The organism is Mycobacterium sp. IDUB_21, assembly GCF_055419425.1.
On the sequence record NZ_JBVAXQ010000001.1, the window covers coordinates 375,786 to 392,653 of the forward strand.

Below are 16,868 nucleotides of genomic sequence, written 5' to 3' on the forward strand. Positions count from 1 at the left end.
CGATGACCACCTTCGAACGCCCGATGCCGGTCAAAACACCGACCACCGCACCGTTCTGGGATGCGCTGGCGCAGCACCGCATCGTCATCCAGTACTCGCCGTCCTCGCAGAGCTACGTCTTCTACCCGCGGGTCCGGGCACCGCGCACCCTGGCCGACGACCTGGAATGGCGGGAGATCTCCGGAATGGGCACGCTGTACTCGTTCACGGTGGCCCGCCGGCCGGTCGGCCCGCATTTCGCGGATGCCGTGCCGCAACTGTTGGCGATCGTCGAATGGGACGAGGGGCCACGATTCTCCACCGAGCTCGTCAACGTCGACCCGGCCGAGCTGGTGGTCGGGATGCGGGTCAAACCGGTGTTCTGCGACTACCCCGCCCACGACGTCACGATGCTGCGGTACGAACCGGCCGCCGGAGCCGGCCATGACTGACGACGCCGGCGTGCTGCTGGAGATCGAAGCGATCAAACGGCTCAAATCCCGGTACTGCCGCTACCTGGACGCCAAGGACTGGACGGCCTGGCGCACCCTGTTCACCGACGACTTCGTCAGCGACACCTCGCGCGCCGGCGGGAAGGTGATCGCCGGCGCGGACGATTTCGTCGCCTTCACCCGCAAGAGCCTGCGCGACCAACCCACCGTCCATCAGGTCCACGCGCCCGACATCGAGCTGACCTCGCCGACGACGGCGACCGGGGTGTGGGCACTCGAGGATGTGGTCCGGTTCGGCCCCGGGGTCAACCTGCGCGGGTACGGCCACTACACCGAGACCTACGAAAGGGCCGACGGGCAGTGGCGGATCAAGACCTCGACGCTGACCCGACTGCGTGAGGACGTCTTCAACGGATTGTTTGCGGTCTACCTGTCACCGCGTATCCGCGCTGCGCTGGCGAGAGCGGCTCGGCGGGTGATGAAGTGATTGCTCAGACGCGTGCCGGCAGCGGCGGCTTGGTGGCCTCCGGGTCCGGGTTGGCCAGCGGCAGCCCCATGAACCGGCGGGCGTTGTCGCCCATGAAGTCATAGCTGCGCCGAACATCCATGCCCTCGGCGTACTTCCAGAAGCCCTGCGGTTCCGGCAGGCCCTCGGGGTGCGGATAGTCCGACCCGAACAGCACCTTGTCCCAGCCGACCGTCTCGACGACGTCGGAGATGCAGCCCTCCCAGAACGGGCTGACCCAGATGTTGCGCCGGAACACGTCGTGGGGATGCTCCGGGAAGTTCTGCGGCATCTTCTTGTACAGCTCACCGAAGTCATCGAAGAGCGGTCCGATCCACGAGCTGCCGTTCTCGACGCTGGCGATGCGCAGTTCGGGGAACCGGGTCAAGGTGCCGTGACAGATCAGCGCAGTGATCATGTCGGCGATCTCCCGATGCCCCAACACCATCCAGCGGAACGCGCTCTGCGCCATGAAATTCTGGGTGTACGGCGGCTCCCACCTGCCGACGTACTCGTCGAGCGGAGGAAAACTCGCATGCAGCACGATCGGCAGGCCGGCGGCTTCCACATCACGCCAGAACGGATCGAACTCCGGCAGCGCCGGCGAGCGCCAACCGTGGATGCCGTTGACCGGGCCGGGTTTGATCAACGCCACCGCGGCATCTTTTGACAGGATGTACTCCAGCTCGCGCTGGGCGGCGTCGACCTCGGAGAGGTTGATGATCGGCGTGGAGAACACCCGGCCGTCGTAGTTGTAGGTCCAGTGCTCGGCCATCCACTGGTTCAGCGCGTGAATGATCGCGCAGGTGAGCTCCGGGTCCTCGGCGCTGGAGTGCTCCACCAGGCTGGCCAGCGTCGGGTAGTTCAGCGCCTCCACCACACCCTGGCGGTCCAGTTCTGCGACCCGGTCGGCAGGATTGCGGGCGGCGGGCGGCGCTTCGACGGCGGCCCCCTGCATCTCCCGCAGGGTCAGTCCCTCGGTGTTCTCGCCGGCAAAAAACTTCTCATGCGCGCCGGGAGCGGCCACTCGCTCGAACGTCGGGTTCGGGATGAAGTCGCTGACGCGGTTGTTGATGATGATCCGGGTCTGGCGGCCGATCTGGGCGAATTGGACGGCCCGCGAGTACTTTTCCGGCAGGTACTTCGTCAACGACTCGGGGGTCTCATACATGTGCTGGTCGGCATCGAAGATCGGTGCGTCGCGGAACTGGCTCATGGGTGCCTCCCGGTTGCTAGCGGGTCAGGATTGTTGCCGCTGCGGTGCCGGGTGCACCGTAGAGTTGGGCGAACCCGACCTTGGGCTCGCCGGGCACCTGGCGGTCATCGGCCTCACCGCGCAGTTGGCGCACCAATTCGTGGATCTGGCGCAGTCCGGAGGCGCCGATCGGCTCGCCGTTGGCGATCAGGCCGCCGTCGGTGTTGATCGGCAGCGATCCGGAGATCTCGGTCGCGCCGTCGGCGAGCAGCTTCTCCTGGTCGCCGTGGTCGCAGAAGCCGCATTCGGCCATGTGGATGACCTCGGCGCCGGCGTCGGTGTCCTGCAACTGGATGACGTCGACGTCTTCGGGTGCCACACCGGCCTTTTCGAACGCTGCGCGAGCGGCGTACACCGTCGGTGCCACATCCTCGGTGATCGGCGCGAAGGTGGTGTTGACCTCATAGGCCCCGTAGCGGCGGGTGCGCACCTCCACGGCGCGCAGGTACACCGGTTTGTCGGTGTAGCGGTGGGCGATGTCGGCACGGCACATCACGACCGCTGCTGCACCCTCATCCGGTGCGCAGAACATGTACTGCGTCAGCGGATAGTTCAGCATCGTCGAGCCCAGGATCTCCGCCTCGGAGATCGGCTTGCGCCGGAACGCATTCGGGTTCAGCGCGCCGTTACGGAAGTTCTTGGCGGCGACCTTGGCCAGCGTCTGCTGGGAGATGCCGTGATCGTGCAGGTACCGGTTGGCCTTCATGCCGAAGAACTGGGTGGTCAGATACTGGCCGTTCTCGGCGTACCAGCGTGGCATCCCGACCAGCGCGGGGTCCTCGGTGAACGCCCCGCGTGGATGCTTGTCCAGGCCGACGGCGACACCGATGTCATAGTCGCCCAACCGGATCCCGTCCGCGCAGACCTTGGCCGCACTGGCCGCGGTCGCACATGCGTTGAACACGTTGGTGAACGGGATGCCCGACAGCCCGACCATGCCGACGATCGCGTCCGGGTTGGCCACCGTCCAGCTGCCGCCGGTGGCGGCGCCGATGTCCTTCCAGTCCACCCGCGCGTCGGCGACCGCGGCGAAGATGGCGTCCACGCCCATCTCCATCGCCGACTTGCCTTCGAAGCGGCCGAACGGGTGCAGGCCGACACCGATGATGGCGACGTCGTTCATGAGCCCTGCTTCGTCGGCCGGAAGGCGAAAGTGATGATGTCGTTCCCATCGCCGTCGCTGGCGAACGGCACCATGGTCAGCTCAACCGGCATGCCGAACTGCAGCTTGTCCGGGTCGTTCTCGGTGAGCCGGCCTTCGACTCGGACGACATCGCCGAGCTGCACCAAGCCGACGCCGAACGGTACGAAGTCTTTACCGGTGGGGCCCAGATACGGTGGGCCGGGCGGAAACCCCTGGGTGGTCCAGGCCACCAGGGTTCCGTTGCGGGGGAGCAACTCCCGCGACATCTGGTCACCGCTGCAGCGCGGGCAGCGGGGCTGGGCCGGGAACACGGTGGCGTCGCAGGCGCCGCAGCGGCTGCTGATCAACTGCGGATTCTCCTCCGGCCAGGTCGAGATGTCCGGGGCGAGCGCTTTCTGCATGGGACCTCCGCGCAACGGGTCTGTTAACTGTAATACTTACAGTAATGTACGATAGCGCGAGTTGACCAGCGGGGCTTCCGGTAGCGGTCTGGCGGTTACGGTGAGGGATCCGGCTATGACAGTGAACGATGAATCGGACGTGAATCGGCGGCGCGCCCTGGTCATGGGCGCCAGCGGCAACGTGGGTGCCTGCGTCACCCGCCAACTGGTCGCCCGCGGCGACGACGTGCGCGTGCTGCTGCGCAAGTCCAGTTCCACCAAGGGAATCGACGGACTCGACGTGGACCGGCGCTACGGCGACATCTTCGACACCGAGGCGGTCACCGCCGCCATGGCCGACCGGGACGTCGTGTACTACTGCGTCGTCGACACCCGCGCTGAACTCCGTGACCCGGCACCGCTGTTTCGGACCAACGTAGAAGGTCTGCGCAACGTCTTGGAGGTGGCCGCGGAGGCCGGCCTCGCCAAGTTCGTCTTCCTGAGCACCATCGGCACCATCGCGGTGGGGCACAACGGCGAAACTGTGGACGAGGAAACGCCGTTCAACTGGGCCGACCAAGGCGGAGGTTACATCGCCTCCCGTCGGGAGGCCGAGCGACTGGTGCTGTCCTACGTCGCCGACCGTGGTCTGCCGGCGGTTGTCACCAACGTGTCCAACCCGTACGGGCCGCCCGACTGGCAGCCGCGCCAAGGCATGCTCGTTCAGCTCGCGGCACAGGGCAGGATGCCGGCCTACGCGCGGGGCGTGGGCGCCGAGGTGGTGGGGATCGATGACGCTGCCCGGGCGATGCTGCTGGCCGCGGAGCGGGGACGGGTCGGCGAGCGCTACATCATCTCCGAGCGGTACATGTGTCAGCGCGAGATGCTCACCATCGCAGCCGAAGCGGTCGGGGCAACGCCGCCACGCATCGGCGTACCGATGGCGGTGTTGCACCTGGCCGGGCACGTCGTCGGCGCCCTGGGGGCGCTGCTGCGCCGTGATTTCGCGTTCACCGCGACCGGCGCACGCCTCATGGCGTTGACCTCACCCGCCGACCACGGCAAGGCCACTCGGGAGCTGGGTTGGCACCCGGAACCGACCGAACACTCAATCCGCCGTGCCGCACGCTTCTACCTCGAGAGCAGCAACGCATGATCCCGTTCGTGGTCCGTCGTGACGACGGCTTCATGCCCAACGCGATCGCCCACGGCGGGTGGGGGCCGACGCTGGGCGGGCAGGTGGTCGGCGGTCTGCTGGCCCGCGCTGTCGAGCAACAGGTGCCCGAGGACGACCTGCAGCCGGCGCGACTCACCGTCGAGATCCTGCGCCGGGTGGCGACCGAACCGCTGCGGGTCACCGCGTCGGTGGTGCGCGCCGGGTCGCGGATGCGCGCGATCGATGCCGCGATGACGCAGGACGGCGAGCTGGTGGCCCGCGCATCGGCGCTGTATCTGCGGCGTGGCATCCAACCCGGTGGTGAGTTCTTCACCACCGCAATCACGATGCCGCCGGTCCCCGACGAGCCGGCGCGCTTCGACGAATCCGTGCCGATGTTCATCCAGACCTACGGCAGTGACGACGGCGGCCGCTTCCCCTGGCAGCATGCCGGTCCGCGATACGCCTGGATACGCGAGATCCGTGACCTGGTCGACGGCGAAGAACCGACCCCGTTCGTGCGGGCGGCGATGGCCGTCGACGTCACCGCCTCGCTCACGAATTTCAGCACCAAGGGGTTGGCGTTCATCAACGCCGACTACACCTTGACCCTGAGCCGGCTGCCGGTCGGACCCTACATCGGCTTGGCGGCGCTGACCCACTACAGCGACGCGGGCGTGGCGACCGGAAGCGCCGCGCTGCTCGACACCTGCGGCCCGATCGGCAGCGGCGTGTCGACCGCCATCGCGAACTTCAACTTCGATCCCAGCCGGGAGAACCCCGCGGCCGGTTAGGCGATAGCGCCTGACTCCTTCAGCTTTTCGATACGGTCCCAGTCCATTCCGAGCTCCATCAGCACCACCTCGGTGTGCTCGGATGCCTGCGGGGCGCGGGTCGTCTCCAGCGGCTCGTGGTTGAACTGGACCGGTCCGCGGACCACCTTGAACGCCGGCCCGCCGTCGCCGGCCTCGACTTCGACGATCATGTCGTTGGCGATGGCCTGTTCGTCGGAGCCCAGGTCGACCAGGCTCTGGAACGGCGCCCACTGGCCCTTCATGGTCTTGAGGTGCTGGCGCCAGTATTCGAAGGGCTTTGCGGCTATCGCGGCCACCATCAACTCGACGGCCGCGTCGGCGTTCTCCATCAGCGGCAGCACCTCGGAGAAGCGGGGATCGTCGGCGGCGTCGGGAATACCCAAGTGTTCGAAGGTGTCCCGGATGTATCCCGTCGGGCTGACGATGCACAGGTTGATGGTGCCGCCGTCGGAGGTGGTGTAGTTGCCCAGGAACGGGTTCCCCGGGGAGCCGCCGGATTGCGGCATCAGCGAACGCATGGCTTCGCCGGTCTCCATCCCCTGGGTCACGCTGGCGCCGGCCGCCCACCAGGCGGTGGACAGCAACGACACGTCGACCTCGAGCGCCTCCCCGGTGCGCTCCCGGTGCAGCAGCGCGGCGGCGATGCCGCCGGCGATGTTCATCCCGCCGACCGAGTCGCCGAACGCCGGGATCCCCTGGGACAGCGGCGCGCCGAGTTCCTCCGGGCTCAGCGCGTGACCTACTCCGCTGCGGGTCCAGAACGCGGTGCCGTCGAAGCCGCCGATGTCGCGTTCGGCGCCCTTGTCGCCGTATGCGCTACCGCGGGCGTAGACGATGTTCGGATTCGCGGCGCGAATGTGCTCGACGTCGAACTTGTTCTTCTGTCGTGCTCGCGGAAGGTAGTTGGTCAGAAACACGTCGGCGGTAGCGGCAAGCTCGTAGAGCACCTGTTGACCATCCGGGGTCGAGACGTCGATGCCGACGCTGCGCTTGCCGCGGTTGGGATGCTCGATCAGGGGATGCCGGTCGGGGTCGAGCTCGAAGCCTCCCATCCGGATGAATCCGCGTTGGGTATCGCCGCGCACCGGATGCTCGACCTTGATGACGTCGGCGCCCCAATCGGCCAGGATCGCGCCGGCTGCCGGGACAAACGTGAACTGTGCGACCTCCAGTACCCGGAAGCCGTCCATGACCTTGATCAACTCGGTGTGCTCCTGACATCCGACCAATTGAAGTATTCTACTGTAATGGTTACGGTTGGGCATCCGAAATGTTTGGGAGTCAGGTGAGCGACGTCCGGCGGCAGGCTCTGAGCGTGGAGATCGGCGAGCGGGCCGCGGCTGCGGCGGAGTCCCGCATGCTGATCGACGGCAAGTTGGTCGCGGCGGCCTCGGGTGCGGAGTTCGACAACGTCAGTCCGGCCACCGGGCGGCTGTTGGGGACCACCGCGGCCGCCGACGAGGTCGATATGGATCAGGCGATCGGCGCGGCCCGGCGGGCGTTCGACGACACCGACTGGGCGACCAACCGTGAACTGCGCAAACGCTGCCTGGCGCAACTGCAGTCGGCGCTGGAGGCCGAGCAGGAAGAACTGCGCACCGAGCTGATCGCCGAAGTGGGCTGCCCGGTGATGACGACCCAACTGGCGCAACTGGATTGGCCGCTGGCAGACGCGCTGCGGTACCCGGCGCGGCTGATCGACGAGTTCGAGTGGGAGCGGCTGATCGAGGGGGGCGGACTGTTCGGCGAACGCAACGTTCGCACCGTCGTCAAGGAGCCGGTCGGTGTGGTGGCGGCCATCACCCCGTCCAACTTCCCGATCGAGGTGATCCTGAACAAACTGGGGCCGGCGCTGGCGGCCGGCAACACCGTCGTGCTCAAGCCCGACCCGCACACCCCGTGGAACGCCACTCGGCTCGGGCGCCTGGTCGCCGAGCACACCGACATCCCCGCCGGGGTGGTGAACGTGGTGCCCACCGGATCGAACGAAGTCGCCGGCCTGCTCGGCACCGACCCCCGGGTCGACATGGTCTCCTTCACCGGATCCACCGCCGTCGGCAAGCTGCTGGCCCGCCGCAGCGCCGACACGATGAAACGGACTTTCCTTGAGCTGGGCGGAAAGTCGGCGTTGATCGTGCTCGACGATGCCGACCCGGCCAAGGTCATCCCCGGCGCGGTCGGCGTGTGCGTGCACGCCGGACAGGCCTGCGCGGCCACCACCCGGATGCTGGTGCACACGTCCCTGTTCGACGAGGTGGTCACCTCGGTGACCGCGGCGTTCGCGGCGGTGACGGTGGGCGATCCGGCGTTGCCGCAGACGCTGGTGGGTCCGCTGATCAGCGCACAGCAGAAGCGGCGTGTGCTCGACGCGATCGGGCAGGCCCGGCTCGATGGCGCTGAGATCACCACCGGGGGAGGGGAATACGACGACCTACCGCAGGATCTCCGCGGCGGACACTACGTGGCACCGACGGTGATCGTCGGCGTCGACAACAGCGCTGCCATCGCCAGGGAGGAAGTGTTCGGACCGGTGCTGGTGATCCTGCCGTTCGGCGACGACGACGAGGCGGTGCGGATCGCCAACGACAGCGCTTTCGGGCTGGCCGGTGCGGTGGTCTCGGCGTCGTCGGAGCGGGCCATGGCGGTGGCCCGCCGGGTTCGCACCGGCGCGATCGGCGTCAACGGCGGGATGTACTACGGGGCGGACGCGCCGTTCGGTGGTTACAAGAGCAGCGGGTGGGGCCGGCAGTGCGGCATCGAGGGATTCCAGCAGTACTTGGAGACCAAGACGATCGGCTATCGAAAGCCGCGCGGGGCCTGAGGCTTCGGCGCTACTTGCTCGTGAAAGTCACCGGCAGGCAACGCGGCGATCGGAACGGCTGCCCGTAGATGTGCGGGTTGCCGTCGGTCACCAGGGTGATGTCGGTGAGCCGCTCGAAGAGGCACTCCATCGCAACCCGCATCTCCATGCGTGCCAGATGCAGTCCCATGCAGGTGTGCTCGCCGGCCGCGAACGTGATGTGCGGAATCCACTTGCGGAAGATGTCGAACTCTTCCGGACGCTCCCACCGGGTCCCGTCACGGTTAGCCGACCCGATGCAGACGTCGACGACCGCGCCGGCGGGAATCGGGACACCGGCCACCTCGGTGTCGTGGATCGCGGTGCGCTGCACGGTGGTCAGCGGGGTCTCGTAGCGCAGGCCCTCCTCGATGGCCGCACCGATCAGGTCATGGTCGGCCTGCACCGCGGCGAACTGCTCGGGGTGGGTGAGCAGCAGGTACAGCAGGTTGCTGGTGGCCCGGTAGGTGGTCTCCAGTCCAGCCGGCAGCAGCAGCCGCAGGAACGAGTAGATCGCCTCGTCGCCGAGCTTCTCGCCGTCGACTTCCGCGGTGACCAGATCACCGATGATGTCCTGAGTCGGATGCGACTTGCGCATCTGCATCTGCGCCAGGAAATAGTCCTTCAACGCCGCCGACGAACTGAATGCACTCTGGTAGTCGACGGTGTAACTGATCAACTCCAGGGAGCGCTGCCGGAACCACGGCAGGTCCTCTTCGGGCAGGCCGAGCAGCTTGGAGATGACCCGGGTGGGGAACTCGAAAGCGAAGTCGTGCACCAGATCGGCGGTGCCGGCCTCGATGAACTCGTCGATCAGCGCGGTGCAGACGGGCCGCACCACCGCGGGTTCCCAGTGCACCAGCGACTTGCGCTTGAACGCCGATGAGACCAGGTTGCGGTGTTTGCGGTGCTGCTCGCCCTCCATCGCCAAGATCGTCGGACCGAGGAACAGCCCGATCGTGACGTCGTAGATGTGCGAGTTGAACGAATCCGCATTCCGGAACACCTGGTTCACCGCTTCGAAAGAGACGGCGGCGAACTGTGTTTCCGGCCGAAGCGACGCCGGGGTCTTGGAGTAGTCCATGACCGTTCCGGGAAAGACCCCGGCTTCGGCGCGCTTGCTCTCGAAATAGGGATAGGGATTCGTGAGGTAGCCGGCCGGCTTGCCGAGTGCGGCGGCGACATCGTCGACCTGGCTCTCCACGGCTGGTCTCCCGTCTGGGTGAAGTGATTTACTGTAAGGATTACAGTAGATGATCAGGGGGCTGCTGCACCAGCGTCAGGCAAGACTGATCGGCATTCGCTTGATGCCGTGCACGAAGGTGCTCTGCAGGTATTCGGGTTCGCCGAGCGTGACCTCCGGCAGTCGGGTGAGCAGTTCGTGGAACAGGTGCCGCAGCTGCATCCGTGCGACATGGGTGCCCAGGCAGTAGTGCGCCCCACCGCCGCCGAAACCCAGGTGCGGGTTGGTGGCACGGGTGATGTCGAATTCGTGCGGCCGGTCGAACACCGTCTCGTCGCGGTTGGCCGAGCAGTAGAACAAGCCGATCTTCTCGCCGGCCTTGATGTCGGTCCCGGCGACCTCGGTGTCGGCCACCGCGTGGCGCGCAAAGGCGAGTACCGGTGTCGCCCAGCGCACGAACTCCTCGACTGCGGCGTCGATCCGGTTGTCGAAGTCGGCCAGTAGCCAGGCGCGCTGCTCGGGGTGATCGACAAGGGCCTTGAACGCATGCGTGGTGGTCTGCTTGGTGGTGTCATTGCCCGCCGAGCCGAGCAGCACCATGAACGAGCCGAGCTCGGAGTCGGTGAGGCTATGCCCGTCGACCTCGGCATTGACCAGCGCGGTCATCAAGTCATCGTGCGGCTCGGCGCGTCGCCGCTGCGCCAGTTCGACGCCGGAACCGGCCAGCACGCCCATCTGCGTCATGACGTGCACGGCCCGCTCCTCCAGCGAGGCGTACTCGTCGTCGCTGCTGCTGAACAGACATTCGGCGGCGTAGGCGACCTTCTCCTGATCGGCGGGGTCGATACCGATCATGTCGGAGATCGTCCGCATCGGCAGCTGGCCCGAACAGCTTGCGACGAAGTCGATCTGGTCGCCGGTGCGCAGCTGCGTCAGCAGATCGTCGACGATGCTGCGGGAATTGGCCTTGATCTGATCCTCGGTGCGGCGGACCTGCCGCGGCGTGAATCCCGAGCTGATGAGCTTGCGGTACCGGGTGTGGTCGGGCGGATCCATCGCCAGGAAGAACGTCATGTTGCGCTGGATTTCGGCCGGCATCGGATCGACGCTGACGCCTTCGCTGGAACAGAACAACTCTTCGTGCTGGCTGACGAACTTGATGTCGGCGTGCCGGGTCGCCGCCCAGTATCCGGTCTCCTCGTGTGGGAAGACGGCCGGGATCGGCCGGTGCCAGGTCAGTCCCTGCTCGCCGCGCAGCGTCGCGAACGTCTCGTCCCGGCTCCGGAAGTCCTTGCCCCAGAAGTCGGTTTCGGAGATGTCGAGCCGGTGGTGGGGGCGCGGTGACATCGGCGGGCTGGCGGAAGTATTCAGGGTCATGCTTTTCCTCTCGGGCGGGGCCCTTGGGCGGTGGGGTGTCACGCACGGTCCCCACCACCCGAAATATCGACAGTAAGGACGACTGTAATGAATTCGGCGCCCGCGGACAATGCTACGGTTGGCCCTACCGAAATAGCCTCACTACGCGTCCCCCAGAGGCGGCGAAAGATGCGGGAGGAGCCGAGAATGGCCGACACCATCGGGTTCGTCGGAGCCGGCAAGATGGGCGAGCCGATGGTCCTGCGCCTGGTCGAGGCCGGCTATCGCGTGCAGGTCTATGCACGCCGGCCCGAGGTGCGCGAGCGGCTGGCGGCCGCCGGCGCCGTGCCGGTGGAGTCGGTCGCCGCGGTCGCAAGCGATGCCGGCGTCGTGATCAGCTGCTTGTTCTCTGATGCCCAGTTGCTGGAGGTGGCTGCCGGTGCCGACGGGCTGCTGGCCAACGCCGGAGCCGACACGGTCGTGGTCTCCCACACCACCGGAACGGTCAGCACCCTGACCAAGCTGATGGCCGAATACCCGGCCGGCCCGGCGCTGGTGGATGCGCCGGTCAGCGGCGGCGCCCACGACATCGCCGCCGGCAGCCTGACGGTGTTGCTCGGCGGCTCCGACGACGCGGTGGCCCGCGCCCGGCCGGTGCTGGCCGCGTACGCCGATCCGGTGATCACCACCGGGGGCCTGGGCACCGCGCTCAACCTCAAACTGATCAACAACGTGCTGTTCGTCGCCAACGCGCAACTCGTCGCGGCCGCGGTCGAGCTGGCCAAGAGCCTCGACGTGCCCGACTCCAGCCTGTTCGAGGCGCTGGCGCAGTGCAGCGGCGGCAGCCGAGCAGCCGGGTACGTGCAGTCGTCCGGGGGTGTGGAGAACTTCGCCAAAGTCGTTGCGCCGTTCATGCGTAAGGATGTGGCGGCCTGCATCGAGGCGGCTGCTGACCGTGGCGTCGACCTGGGGCAGCTGCGCACCGTGGTCGAGACCGGGCTGCTGGATCTGTCGTGACCGGCGATCTCGGGGGTCCGGCGAACCTGCTGGAGAAGCAGCGGCAGTCCTTCGTTGCCGACGGGCCGCCCGGGGTGGCTGTCCGCCGCAACCGCATCGATCGCCTGCTGGCCCTGGTGCTGGACAACACCGACGCCTTCGTCGACGCGATGGCCGCCGACTTCGGGACACGGTCCCGGGACGCATCGCTGGCCACCGAGCTGGTCGGCATGATCCCGGTGATCGAGCACACCAGATCGCATATCGGGAAATGGATGCGGCCCGCAAAGCTGATGCCGGCGGCACGCCTGGCCGGGCTGCGGGCCGAAGTGCAGCCGAGCCCGCTCGGCGTGGTCGGGATCATCGGCCCGTGGAACTTCCCGCTTCAACTGGTGGTGCTGCCGGCGGCGGCGGCGTTTGCCGCCGGCAACCGGGTGATGATCAAGATGTCCGAAATCACCTCGCGCACCGCCGAGTTGATGAGCGAGCTGGCGCCGGAGTATTTCCGGGATGACGAACTTGCCGTCGTCACCGGGGGTGCGGACGTGGCGGCCGCGTTCGCGGGGCTGTCCTTCGACCACCTCTTCTTCACCGGCTCACCGTCGGTGGGCTCGCTGGTGCAGCGCGCCGCAGCCGAAAACCTGGTGCCGGTGACCTTGGAGTTGGGCGGAAAGAACCCCGTCGTGGTCGCCCCCGGGGCCGACATCGCGCGGTCAGCAAAACGGATCGCGTCGGCCCGGATGGTCAACGGGGGGCAGGTCTGCGTCTGCCCCGACTATGTTCTGGTTCCTGACAGCAAGCTCGACACGTTCGTCGACGTCGCACGCCAGACGCTTCGGGATATGTTCCCGACGATCGTGGCCAACGGCGACTACTGCTCATGCGTCAACGAGGCCAACTTCGACCGGGTGCTGGGCCTGATCGGCGACGCGCGCGAACGCGGCGCCACCGTCGAGACCGTCGCCCCGGCCGGCGAGGTGCTGCCGGATCGCGCCTCCCGCAAGATCGCCCCGACCATCGTGCGCGACGTCGACGCGACGATGCGCCTCGCCGAGGAGGAGATCTTCGGCCCGGTGCTGACGGTGCAGGGCTATGCCACGCTCGACGATGCGATCGAGACGATCAATGCGCGCCCCGCGCCACTGGTCGCCTACTGGTTCGGTCCCGGCGGCAAGAACTTCCGCGACTTCGTGCGTCGCACCAGAAGTGGTGGAGTGGCCCGCAACGACTTCGCCGCACAGATGATTCCGTCCGGCGCACCGTTCGGCGGCGTGGGACGCAGTGGCATGGGCGCCTACCACGGCAAGGCGGGTTTCGACACCTTCAGCCACCACCGGACGGTGGTCGGCTCCGATCTGCCCTTCAGCCTGACCGGATCCGCCGCGCCCCCGTTCAAAGCCGGGATGCGGTTCTACGCCGATGCGATGTTGCGCAGGACGCGCAACCGTACCCGTAGGCGGCTCAAGAAATTCGGCTAGCCCTGCTCGGCCTGCTCGCGCGCCCATCGGTAGTCGGCCTTGCCGGCCGGGCTCCGCACAATCGCGGTCCGGAAGACGATCGCCTTGGGCAGCTTGTAGCGGGCCAGTGATCCGCTCGCGTGCTCGATCAGTTCGGCGGCGGTTGCGGCGGCCCCCTGGGCGAGGGCGACCACAGCCACCACCTCCTGGCCCCATCGCTCGCTGGGCCGGCCGGCGACCACCACGTCGATCACGGAAGGGTGCGAGGCGATGGCGGTCTCGACCTCCTCGGCGAAGATCTTCTCCCCACCGGAGTTGATCGTCACCGAATCCCGGCCGAGCAACTCGACCGATCCGTCTTCCAGATGCCGGGCCCGGTCGCCGGGAACGGCGTAGCGCACCCCGCCGATCACCGGGAAGGTCGCCGCCGTCTTGGTGGCATCGCCCTTGTAGCCCAACGGGACGTAGCCGCGCTGCCCGAGCCAGCCCAGGCCGTCGTGGCCGGGTTCCAGCACCGAACCGAGATCCTCGGACACCACGCAGGTGTCCGGTCCGGCGCCGAAGGTTCCGGTCGAGACTGTGCCCGACGTCGACATGTGACGCATCTGGGCGCCGGTCTCCGAGGAGCCGACCCCGTCGATGACCATGGCGCCCGGCAGTGTCTCCACGATCTGCTGCTTGACGTACGGCGTCAGCAGCGCGCCACCGTTGGCCACCACCAGCAGCGACGACACATCGGCGGTGCCGTTGCGGATCGCGGTAATCAGGGGACGGGCCATCGCGTCGCCGACCACGGTCACCGACAGCACCTTCTCCCGCTCGATGGTGCGCACCACGTCGTCGGCGTCGAAATGGTCGACAACCGAAGGGAAAACCAGGGTTTGGCCGGTGTTGATCGCCGTCATCACCGCCCATTGCGCGGCGCCGTGGATCAGCGGCGGCAGGATCATCAGCTTGATGCCGGGGTTCTCGCTGGCAGGCCCCACGATGTCGTCGATGGAGCTGACCGATTCGCCGGTCATCAGGTTGCGGCCGCCGAACGAGCCCATGAAGATGTCGTGCTGACGCCAGAGCACCCCTTTGGGCATTCCGGTGGTTCCGCCGGTGTAGAGCACGTAGAGGTCGTCGGGGTCCGGTTGCACCGGTGGTGGTTGCGGTGAGCTGCCCGCCAGCGCCGTCTCGTAGTCCACCGCCCCGTCGAGCAGGGCGTTGCCGGAGTCGTCGGCGATCTGGATCAGCACCTTCAGCTGCGGCAGATCGGGGAGCACCTCGGCCAGGGTGGGGGCGAACGCGGCGTGATACACCAGCGCGGTGGCACCGGAATCTGCCAGCAGGTAAGCCAATTCGCTGCGGACGTAGCGGTAGTTGACGTTGAACGGCGCCACTCTGGCGCGGAAGCTGCCCAGCAGGGTCTCGACGAACTCGTGACCGTTGTAGGCGTAGATCCCGAGCAGGTCCTGGCCGGTCTCGTGCCCGAGCAACTCCGACCGCGGCGTGTGAGCGCCCAGCCCTTGCGAATGCAGATACGACGCCAGCCGGTTGGATCGCTCGACGATCTGGGCGTAGCTGAAGCGGCGATCGCCCTGGATCACCAGGTCCCGGTCGGGAATCGCCGCGGCCACCGCCTCGGTGACCACCGGAACGGTGAATTGAGTCAGGGTCGCCACGTGTGAATCAGCTCCTCGGTGGTGGTGATGGTCGCCAATAGCGACAGCGTGTTCTCGATCATCGCAGCCCCGTATGCGGCCGGCACACCGGCCACCGCGTCGCGGGGCAGCACCACCTGATAGGCGGCGTTGACCGCGTCCATCACCAGGTTCGGGACGGCCACGTTCAACGAGACCCCCACGACGACGACGGTCGACACTCCCAGGTTGCGTAGCACCGCGTCCAGGTCGGTTCCGCCCATCGGCCCCACCCCGTGGCAGCGGCTGAGAACCAGATCCGATGGCTCCGGTCCGAATTCAGACAGCAAAGTGGCGCCGGAGCTGCCTGGACCGATGCTGACGCTGCGCCGGCCGGCGGCGAACAGCCGCGCATTGTGGTTGGAGCCCAATCCGTCGGGGCGACGGTGGACCAGGCAGTGCACCACCTGCACGCCGGCGGCCCGCGCCGGGGGCAGCAGCCGGCCGATGTTCGGCAGCGCCTCGCGGCGGGCCTCATCGGCGAGTATCGGTAGCCCGGCGTCGACTCCCACGACCGCGCCCTGAAGCTCCTGGGTGACGATCGCGGTGTGCTCGGGTGCGACCAGATCCGCCAGCGGAGCCGTCATGTCAAAGCGACCTCCGCTGATGGCACGTCGTAGAACTGCGTGGCCCATTTACGCAGGGTCATAAACGGTTTCGCGTCGACCTTGGCCAGCGCCGGATGCTCGATGTAGCGCTGATGGCGCCAGATACCGAGATCGTCTTCCACCGTGGTCAAGAACTGCTTCTCAACTCGTGCCCGCACCTCATCCGGGGGCGCCTCGGAATCATCGCCGGGAATTCGCGGCCACCAGATCGAATAGAACAGATCCGAGCGGCCCTCGTCGACCGGGGTGCAGGTGAAGATCAGCCGGTGCTGCTGCACGCCTTCGAAGATGCTGATCGCTCCGCCGAGACCGAAGAGGTGCGAGTGGAAGCGAAGCGCCATCTGCTCGGGGTCATCGCTGTTCTCATCGGGAAAGCCGGCGACGAAGTGCCATTCGTGGTCGGCCATCTTCCAGTCCAGCACCCGCGGGGTCACCGTCGCATGATGCACATACTGGAAATGTGAGCTGTCAGCGGCGTTCTCGGCGACGATCTGCGGATGAACCGGCTCGCCCTCCAAGCGCCGGGAGAACTCCGGATAGGCCCGGTAGTAGTCCTGCGGGCCGGTGGTGAACTGCGGGAATTTGGCGAAGATGTCCGGCATCTCCCATCCGGGTTCCGTGCCGTCGGGATGGTGCCAGATGAATACGCAGCCGTGCTGCTCGCGGACCGGGTAGACCCGAAGTCGCAGCGCCTTGTTCGGTCGATCCGGCTGGTAGGGGATGAACTTGTTGCAGCCGTCGGGACCCCACTGCCACCCGTGGAACGGGCACTCGACGCGGTCCTCGATGACCTTGCCGCCGTGGCCGAGATGGGCGCCGAGGTGCTTGCAGTGCGCCTCCATCACGTGCAGCTCACCGGATTCGTCCCGGTAGGCGACCAGATCCTCACCGAAATAGTGCAGCGGGCGGGTCTTGCCGACCTCGAAGTCGGGAGACCAGCCGACCATGAACCAACCGGTGACCTTCCAGGTGAACGGAACCTTCATCGTATTTCCTCTCACGACACCTAACCGAATACCGTACCGTAGGCCTATCGATAAGCACACCCTGCGGAGGCG

16 protein-coding genes are annotated in these 16,868 nt (G+C 67.1%); 7 read left to right on the plus strand and 9 right to left on the minus strand.

Annotated elements, in window-relative coordinates; all coding sequences use genetic code 11:
• Nucleotides 1–2: 2 nt before the first annotated feature.
• Together ACZYY4_RS01830 and ACZYY4_RS01835 are read left to right on the plus strand one after the other, a co-directional pair.
• Nucleotides 3–431, plus strand: a complete 429-nt coding sequence (locus tag ACZYY4_RS01830) for a Zn-ribbon domain-containing OB-fold protein (protein WP_463807708.1) — start codon at nucleotides 3–5, stop codon at nucleotides 429–431.
• Nucleotides 424–918 carry a nuclear transport factor 2 family protein gene (locus ACZYY4_RS01835; RefSeq protein WP_463807709.1) on the plus strand — a complete coding sequence of 165 codons (495 nt, stop codon included), beginning with the start codon at nucleotides 424–426 and terminating at the stop codon, nucleotides 916–918. Before ACZYY4_RS01830 ends, ACZYY4_RS01835 begins: the two co-directional genes overlap by 8 nt.
• 4 nt (nucleotides 919–922) lie before the next feature.
• Here the strand turns inward: ACZYY4_RS01835 and ACZYY4_RS01840 are convergent, their stop codons facing one another.
• From ACZYY4_RS01840 to ACZYY4_RS01850, 3 genes are read right to left on the minus strand one after another with little or no spacing between them, the layout of a single operon-like run.
• Nucleotides 923–2,152 (minus strand): amidohydrolase family protein, encoded by a 1,230-nt coding sequence (locus ACZYY4_RS01840; protein ID WP_463807710.1) that lies wholly within the window; start codon nucleotides 2,150–2,152, stop codon nucleotides 923–925.
• Nucleotides 2,153–2,168: 16 nt separating this feature from the next.
• Nucleotides 2,169–3,314 (minus strand): thiolase family protein, encoded by a 1,146-nt coding sequence (locus ACZYY4_RS01845; RefSeq protein WP_463807711.1) that lies wholly within the window; start codon nucleotides 3,312–3,314, stop codon nucleotides 2,169–2,171.
• A complete protein-coding gene (locus ACZYY4_RS01850) occupies nucleotides 3,311–3,736 on the minus strand; it encodes a Zn-ribbon domain-containing OB-fold protein (RefSeq protein WP_463807712.1) in 426 nt (141 codons plus the stop codon). Before ACZYY4_RS01850 ends, ACZYY4_RS01845 begins: the two co-directional genes overlap by 4 nt.
• A gap of 115 nt (nucleotides 3,737–3,851) precedes the next feature.
• Here ACZYY4_RS01850 and ACZYY4_RS01855 point away from each other — a divergent pair, with 115 nt between their 5' ends.
• Together ACZYY4_RS01855 and ACZYY4_RS01860 are read left to right on the plus strand one after the other, a co-directional pair.
• Entirely contained in the window at nucleotides 3,852–4,871 is a 1,020-nt protein-coding gene (locus ACZYY4_RS01855; RefSeq protein WP_463807713.1) for an NAD-dependent epimerase/dehydratase family protein, read from the plus strand.
• Nucleotides 4,868–5,665 carry a thioesterase family protein gene (locus ACZYY4_RS01860; protein ID WP_463807714.1) on the plus strand — a complete coding sequence of 266 codons (798 nt, stop codon included), beginning with the start codon at nucleotides 4,868–4,870 and terminating at the stop codon, nucleotides 5,663–5,665. Before ACZYY4_RS01855 ends, ACZYY4_RS01860 begins: the two co-directional genes overlap by 4 nt.
• Here the strand turns inward: ACZYY4_RS01860 and ACZYY4_RS01865 are convergent.
• Nucleotides 5,662–6,876, minus strand: coding sequence for a CaiB/BaiF CoA transferase family protein (locus tag ACZYY4_RS01865; protein WP_463807956.1), 1,215 nt, complete (start codon nucleotides 6,874–6,876; stop codon nucleotides 5,662–5,664). The two genes, ACZYY4_RS01860 and ACZYY4_RS01865, sit on opposite strands and share 4 nt — an antisense overlap.
• Nucleotides 6,877–6,971: 95 nt before the next feature.
• Between ACZYY4_RS01865 and ACZYY4_RS01870 the strand changes: the two genes are divergently transcribed.
• Nucleotides 6,972–8,507, plus strand: coding sequence for an aldehyde dehydrogenase family protein (locus ACZYY4_RS01870; RefSeq protein ID WP_463807715.1), 1,536 nt, complete (start codon nucleotides 6,972–6,974; stop codon nucleotides 8,505–8,507).
• Between the two features lie 10 nt (nucleotides 8,508–8,517).
• On the opposite strand, the gene ACZYY4_RS01875 is transcribed toward ACZYY4_RS01870, so the two are convergent.
• Nucleotides 8,518–9,729, minus strand: coding sequence for a cytochrome P450 (locus ACZYY4_RS01875; protein ID WP_463807716.1), 1,212 nt, complete (start codon nucleotides 9,727–9,729; stop codon nucleotides 8,518–8,520).
• A gap of 75 nt (nucleotides 9,730–9,804) precedes the next feature.
• Nucleotides 9,805–11,085: a cytochrome P450 gene (locus ACZYY4_RS01880; RefSeq protein ID WP_463807717.1), complete on the minus strand. Its 1,281-nt coding sequence runs from the start codon at nucleotides 11,083–11,085 to the stop codon at nucleotides 9,805–9,807.
• Between the two features lie 186 nt (nucleotides 11,086–11,271).
• Between ACZYY4_RS01880 and ACZYY4_RS01885 the strand changes: the two genes are divergently transcribed.
• Nucleotides 11,272–12,081, plus strand: a complete 810-nt coding sequence (locus ACZYY4_RS01885) for an NAD(P)-dependent oxidoreductase (protein ID WP_463807718.1) — start codon at nucleotides 11,272–11,274, stop codon at nucleotides 12,079–12,081.
• Between the two features lie 26 nt (nucleotides 12,082–12,107).
• Nucleotides 12,108–13,538: an aldehyde dehydrogenase family protein gene (locus ACZYY4_RS01890; RefSeq protein ID WP_463807957.1), complete on the plus strand. Its 1,431-nt coding sequence runs from the start codon at nucleotides 12,108–12,110 to the stop codon at nucleotides 13,536–13,538.
• Here the strand turns inward: ACZYY4_RS01890 and ACZYY4_RS01895 are convergent.
• Genes ACZYY4_RS01895 through ACZYY4_RS01905 form a run of 3 tightly spaced genes read right to left on the minus strand, consistent with a single transcriptional unit; the run spans nucleotide 13,535 to nucleotide 16,796 of the window.
• Complete coding sequence (locus ACZYY4_RS01895; protein WP_463807719.1) at nucleotides 13,535–15,184, minus strand: acyl-CoA synthetase; 1,650 nt, start codon at nucleotides 15,182–15,184, stop codon at nucleotides 13,535–13,537. The genes ACZYY4_RS01890 and ACZYY4_RS01895 overlap by 4 nt on opposite strands.
• The gene (locus tag ACZYY4_RS01900; RefSeq protein ID WP_463807720.1) at nucleotides 15,172–15,789 is read right to left on the minus strand and encodes an isochorismatase family protein; all 618 of its coding nucleotides are present in this window, start codon (nucleotides 15,787–15,789) and stop codon (nucleotides 15,172–15,174) included. Before ACZYY4_RS01900 ends, ACZYY4_RS01895 begins: the two co-directional genes overlap by 13 nt.
• Nucleotides 15,786–16,796, minus strand: coding sequence for an aromatic ring-hydroxylating oxygenase subunit alpha (locus tag ACZYY4_RS01905; protein ID WP_463807721.1), 1,011 nt, complete (start codon nucleotides 16,794–16,796; stop codon nucleotides 15,786–15,788). Before ACZYY4_RS01905 ends, ACZYY4_RS01900 begins: the two co-directional genes overlap by 4 nt.
• Between the last annotated feature and the right edge of the window lie 72 nt (nucleotides 16,797–16,868).

Bases quoted from the DNA above. Each gene is read 5' to 3' on its own strand.
- ACZYY4_RS01830 (WP_463807708.1), top strand. From the start codon at position 3: ATGACCACCTTCGAACGCCCGATGCCGGTCAAAACACCGACCACCGCA.
- ACZYY4_RS01835 (WP_463807709.1), top strand. From the start codon at position 424: ATGACTGACGACGCCGGCGTGCTGCTGGAGATCGAAGCGATCAAACGG.
- ACZYY4_RS01885 (WP_463807718.1), top strand. From the start codon at position 11,272: ATGGCCGACACCATCGGGTTCGTCGGAGCCGGCAAGATGGGCGAGCCG.
- ACZYY4_RS01840 (WP_463807710.1), bottom strand. From the start codon at position 2,152: ATGAGCCAGTTCCGCGACGCACCGATCTTCGATGCCGACCAGCACATG.
- ACZYY4_RS01905 (WP_463807721.1), bottom strand. From the start codon at position 16,796: ATGAAGGTTCCGTTCACCTGGAAGGTCACCGGTTGGTTCATGGTCGGC.
- ACZYY4_RS01850 (WP_463807712.1), bottom strand. From the start codon at position 3,736: ATGCAGAAAGCGCTCGCCCCGGACATCTCGACCTGGCCGGAGGAGAAT.
- ACZYY4_RS01860 (WP_463807714.1), top strand. From the start codon at position 4,868: ATGATCCCGTTCGTGGTCCGTCGTGACGACGGCTTCATGCCCAACGCG.
- ACZYY4_RS01855 (WP_463807713.1), top strand. From the start codon at position 3,852: ATGACAGTGAACGATGAATCGGACGTGAATCGGCGGCGCGCCCTGGTC.
- ACZYY4_RS01880 (WP_463807717.1), bottom strand. From the start codon at position 11,085: ATGACCCTGAATACTTCCGCCAGCCCGCCGATGTCACCGCGCCCCCAC.
- ACZYY4_RS01845 (WP_463807711.1), bottom strand. From the start codon at position 3,314: ATGAACGACGTCGCCATCATCGGTGTCGGCCTGCACCCGTTCGGCCGC.
- ACZYY4_RS01865 (WP_463807956.1), bottom strand. From the start codon at position 6,876: ATGGACGGCTTCCGGGTACTGGAGGTCGCACAGTTCACGTTTGTCCCG.
- ACZYY4_RS01900 (WP_463807720.1), bottom strand. From the start codon at position 15,789: ATGACGGCTCCGCTGGCGGATCTGGTCGCACCCGAGCACACCGCGATC.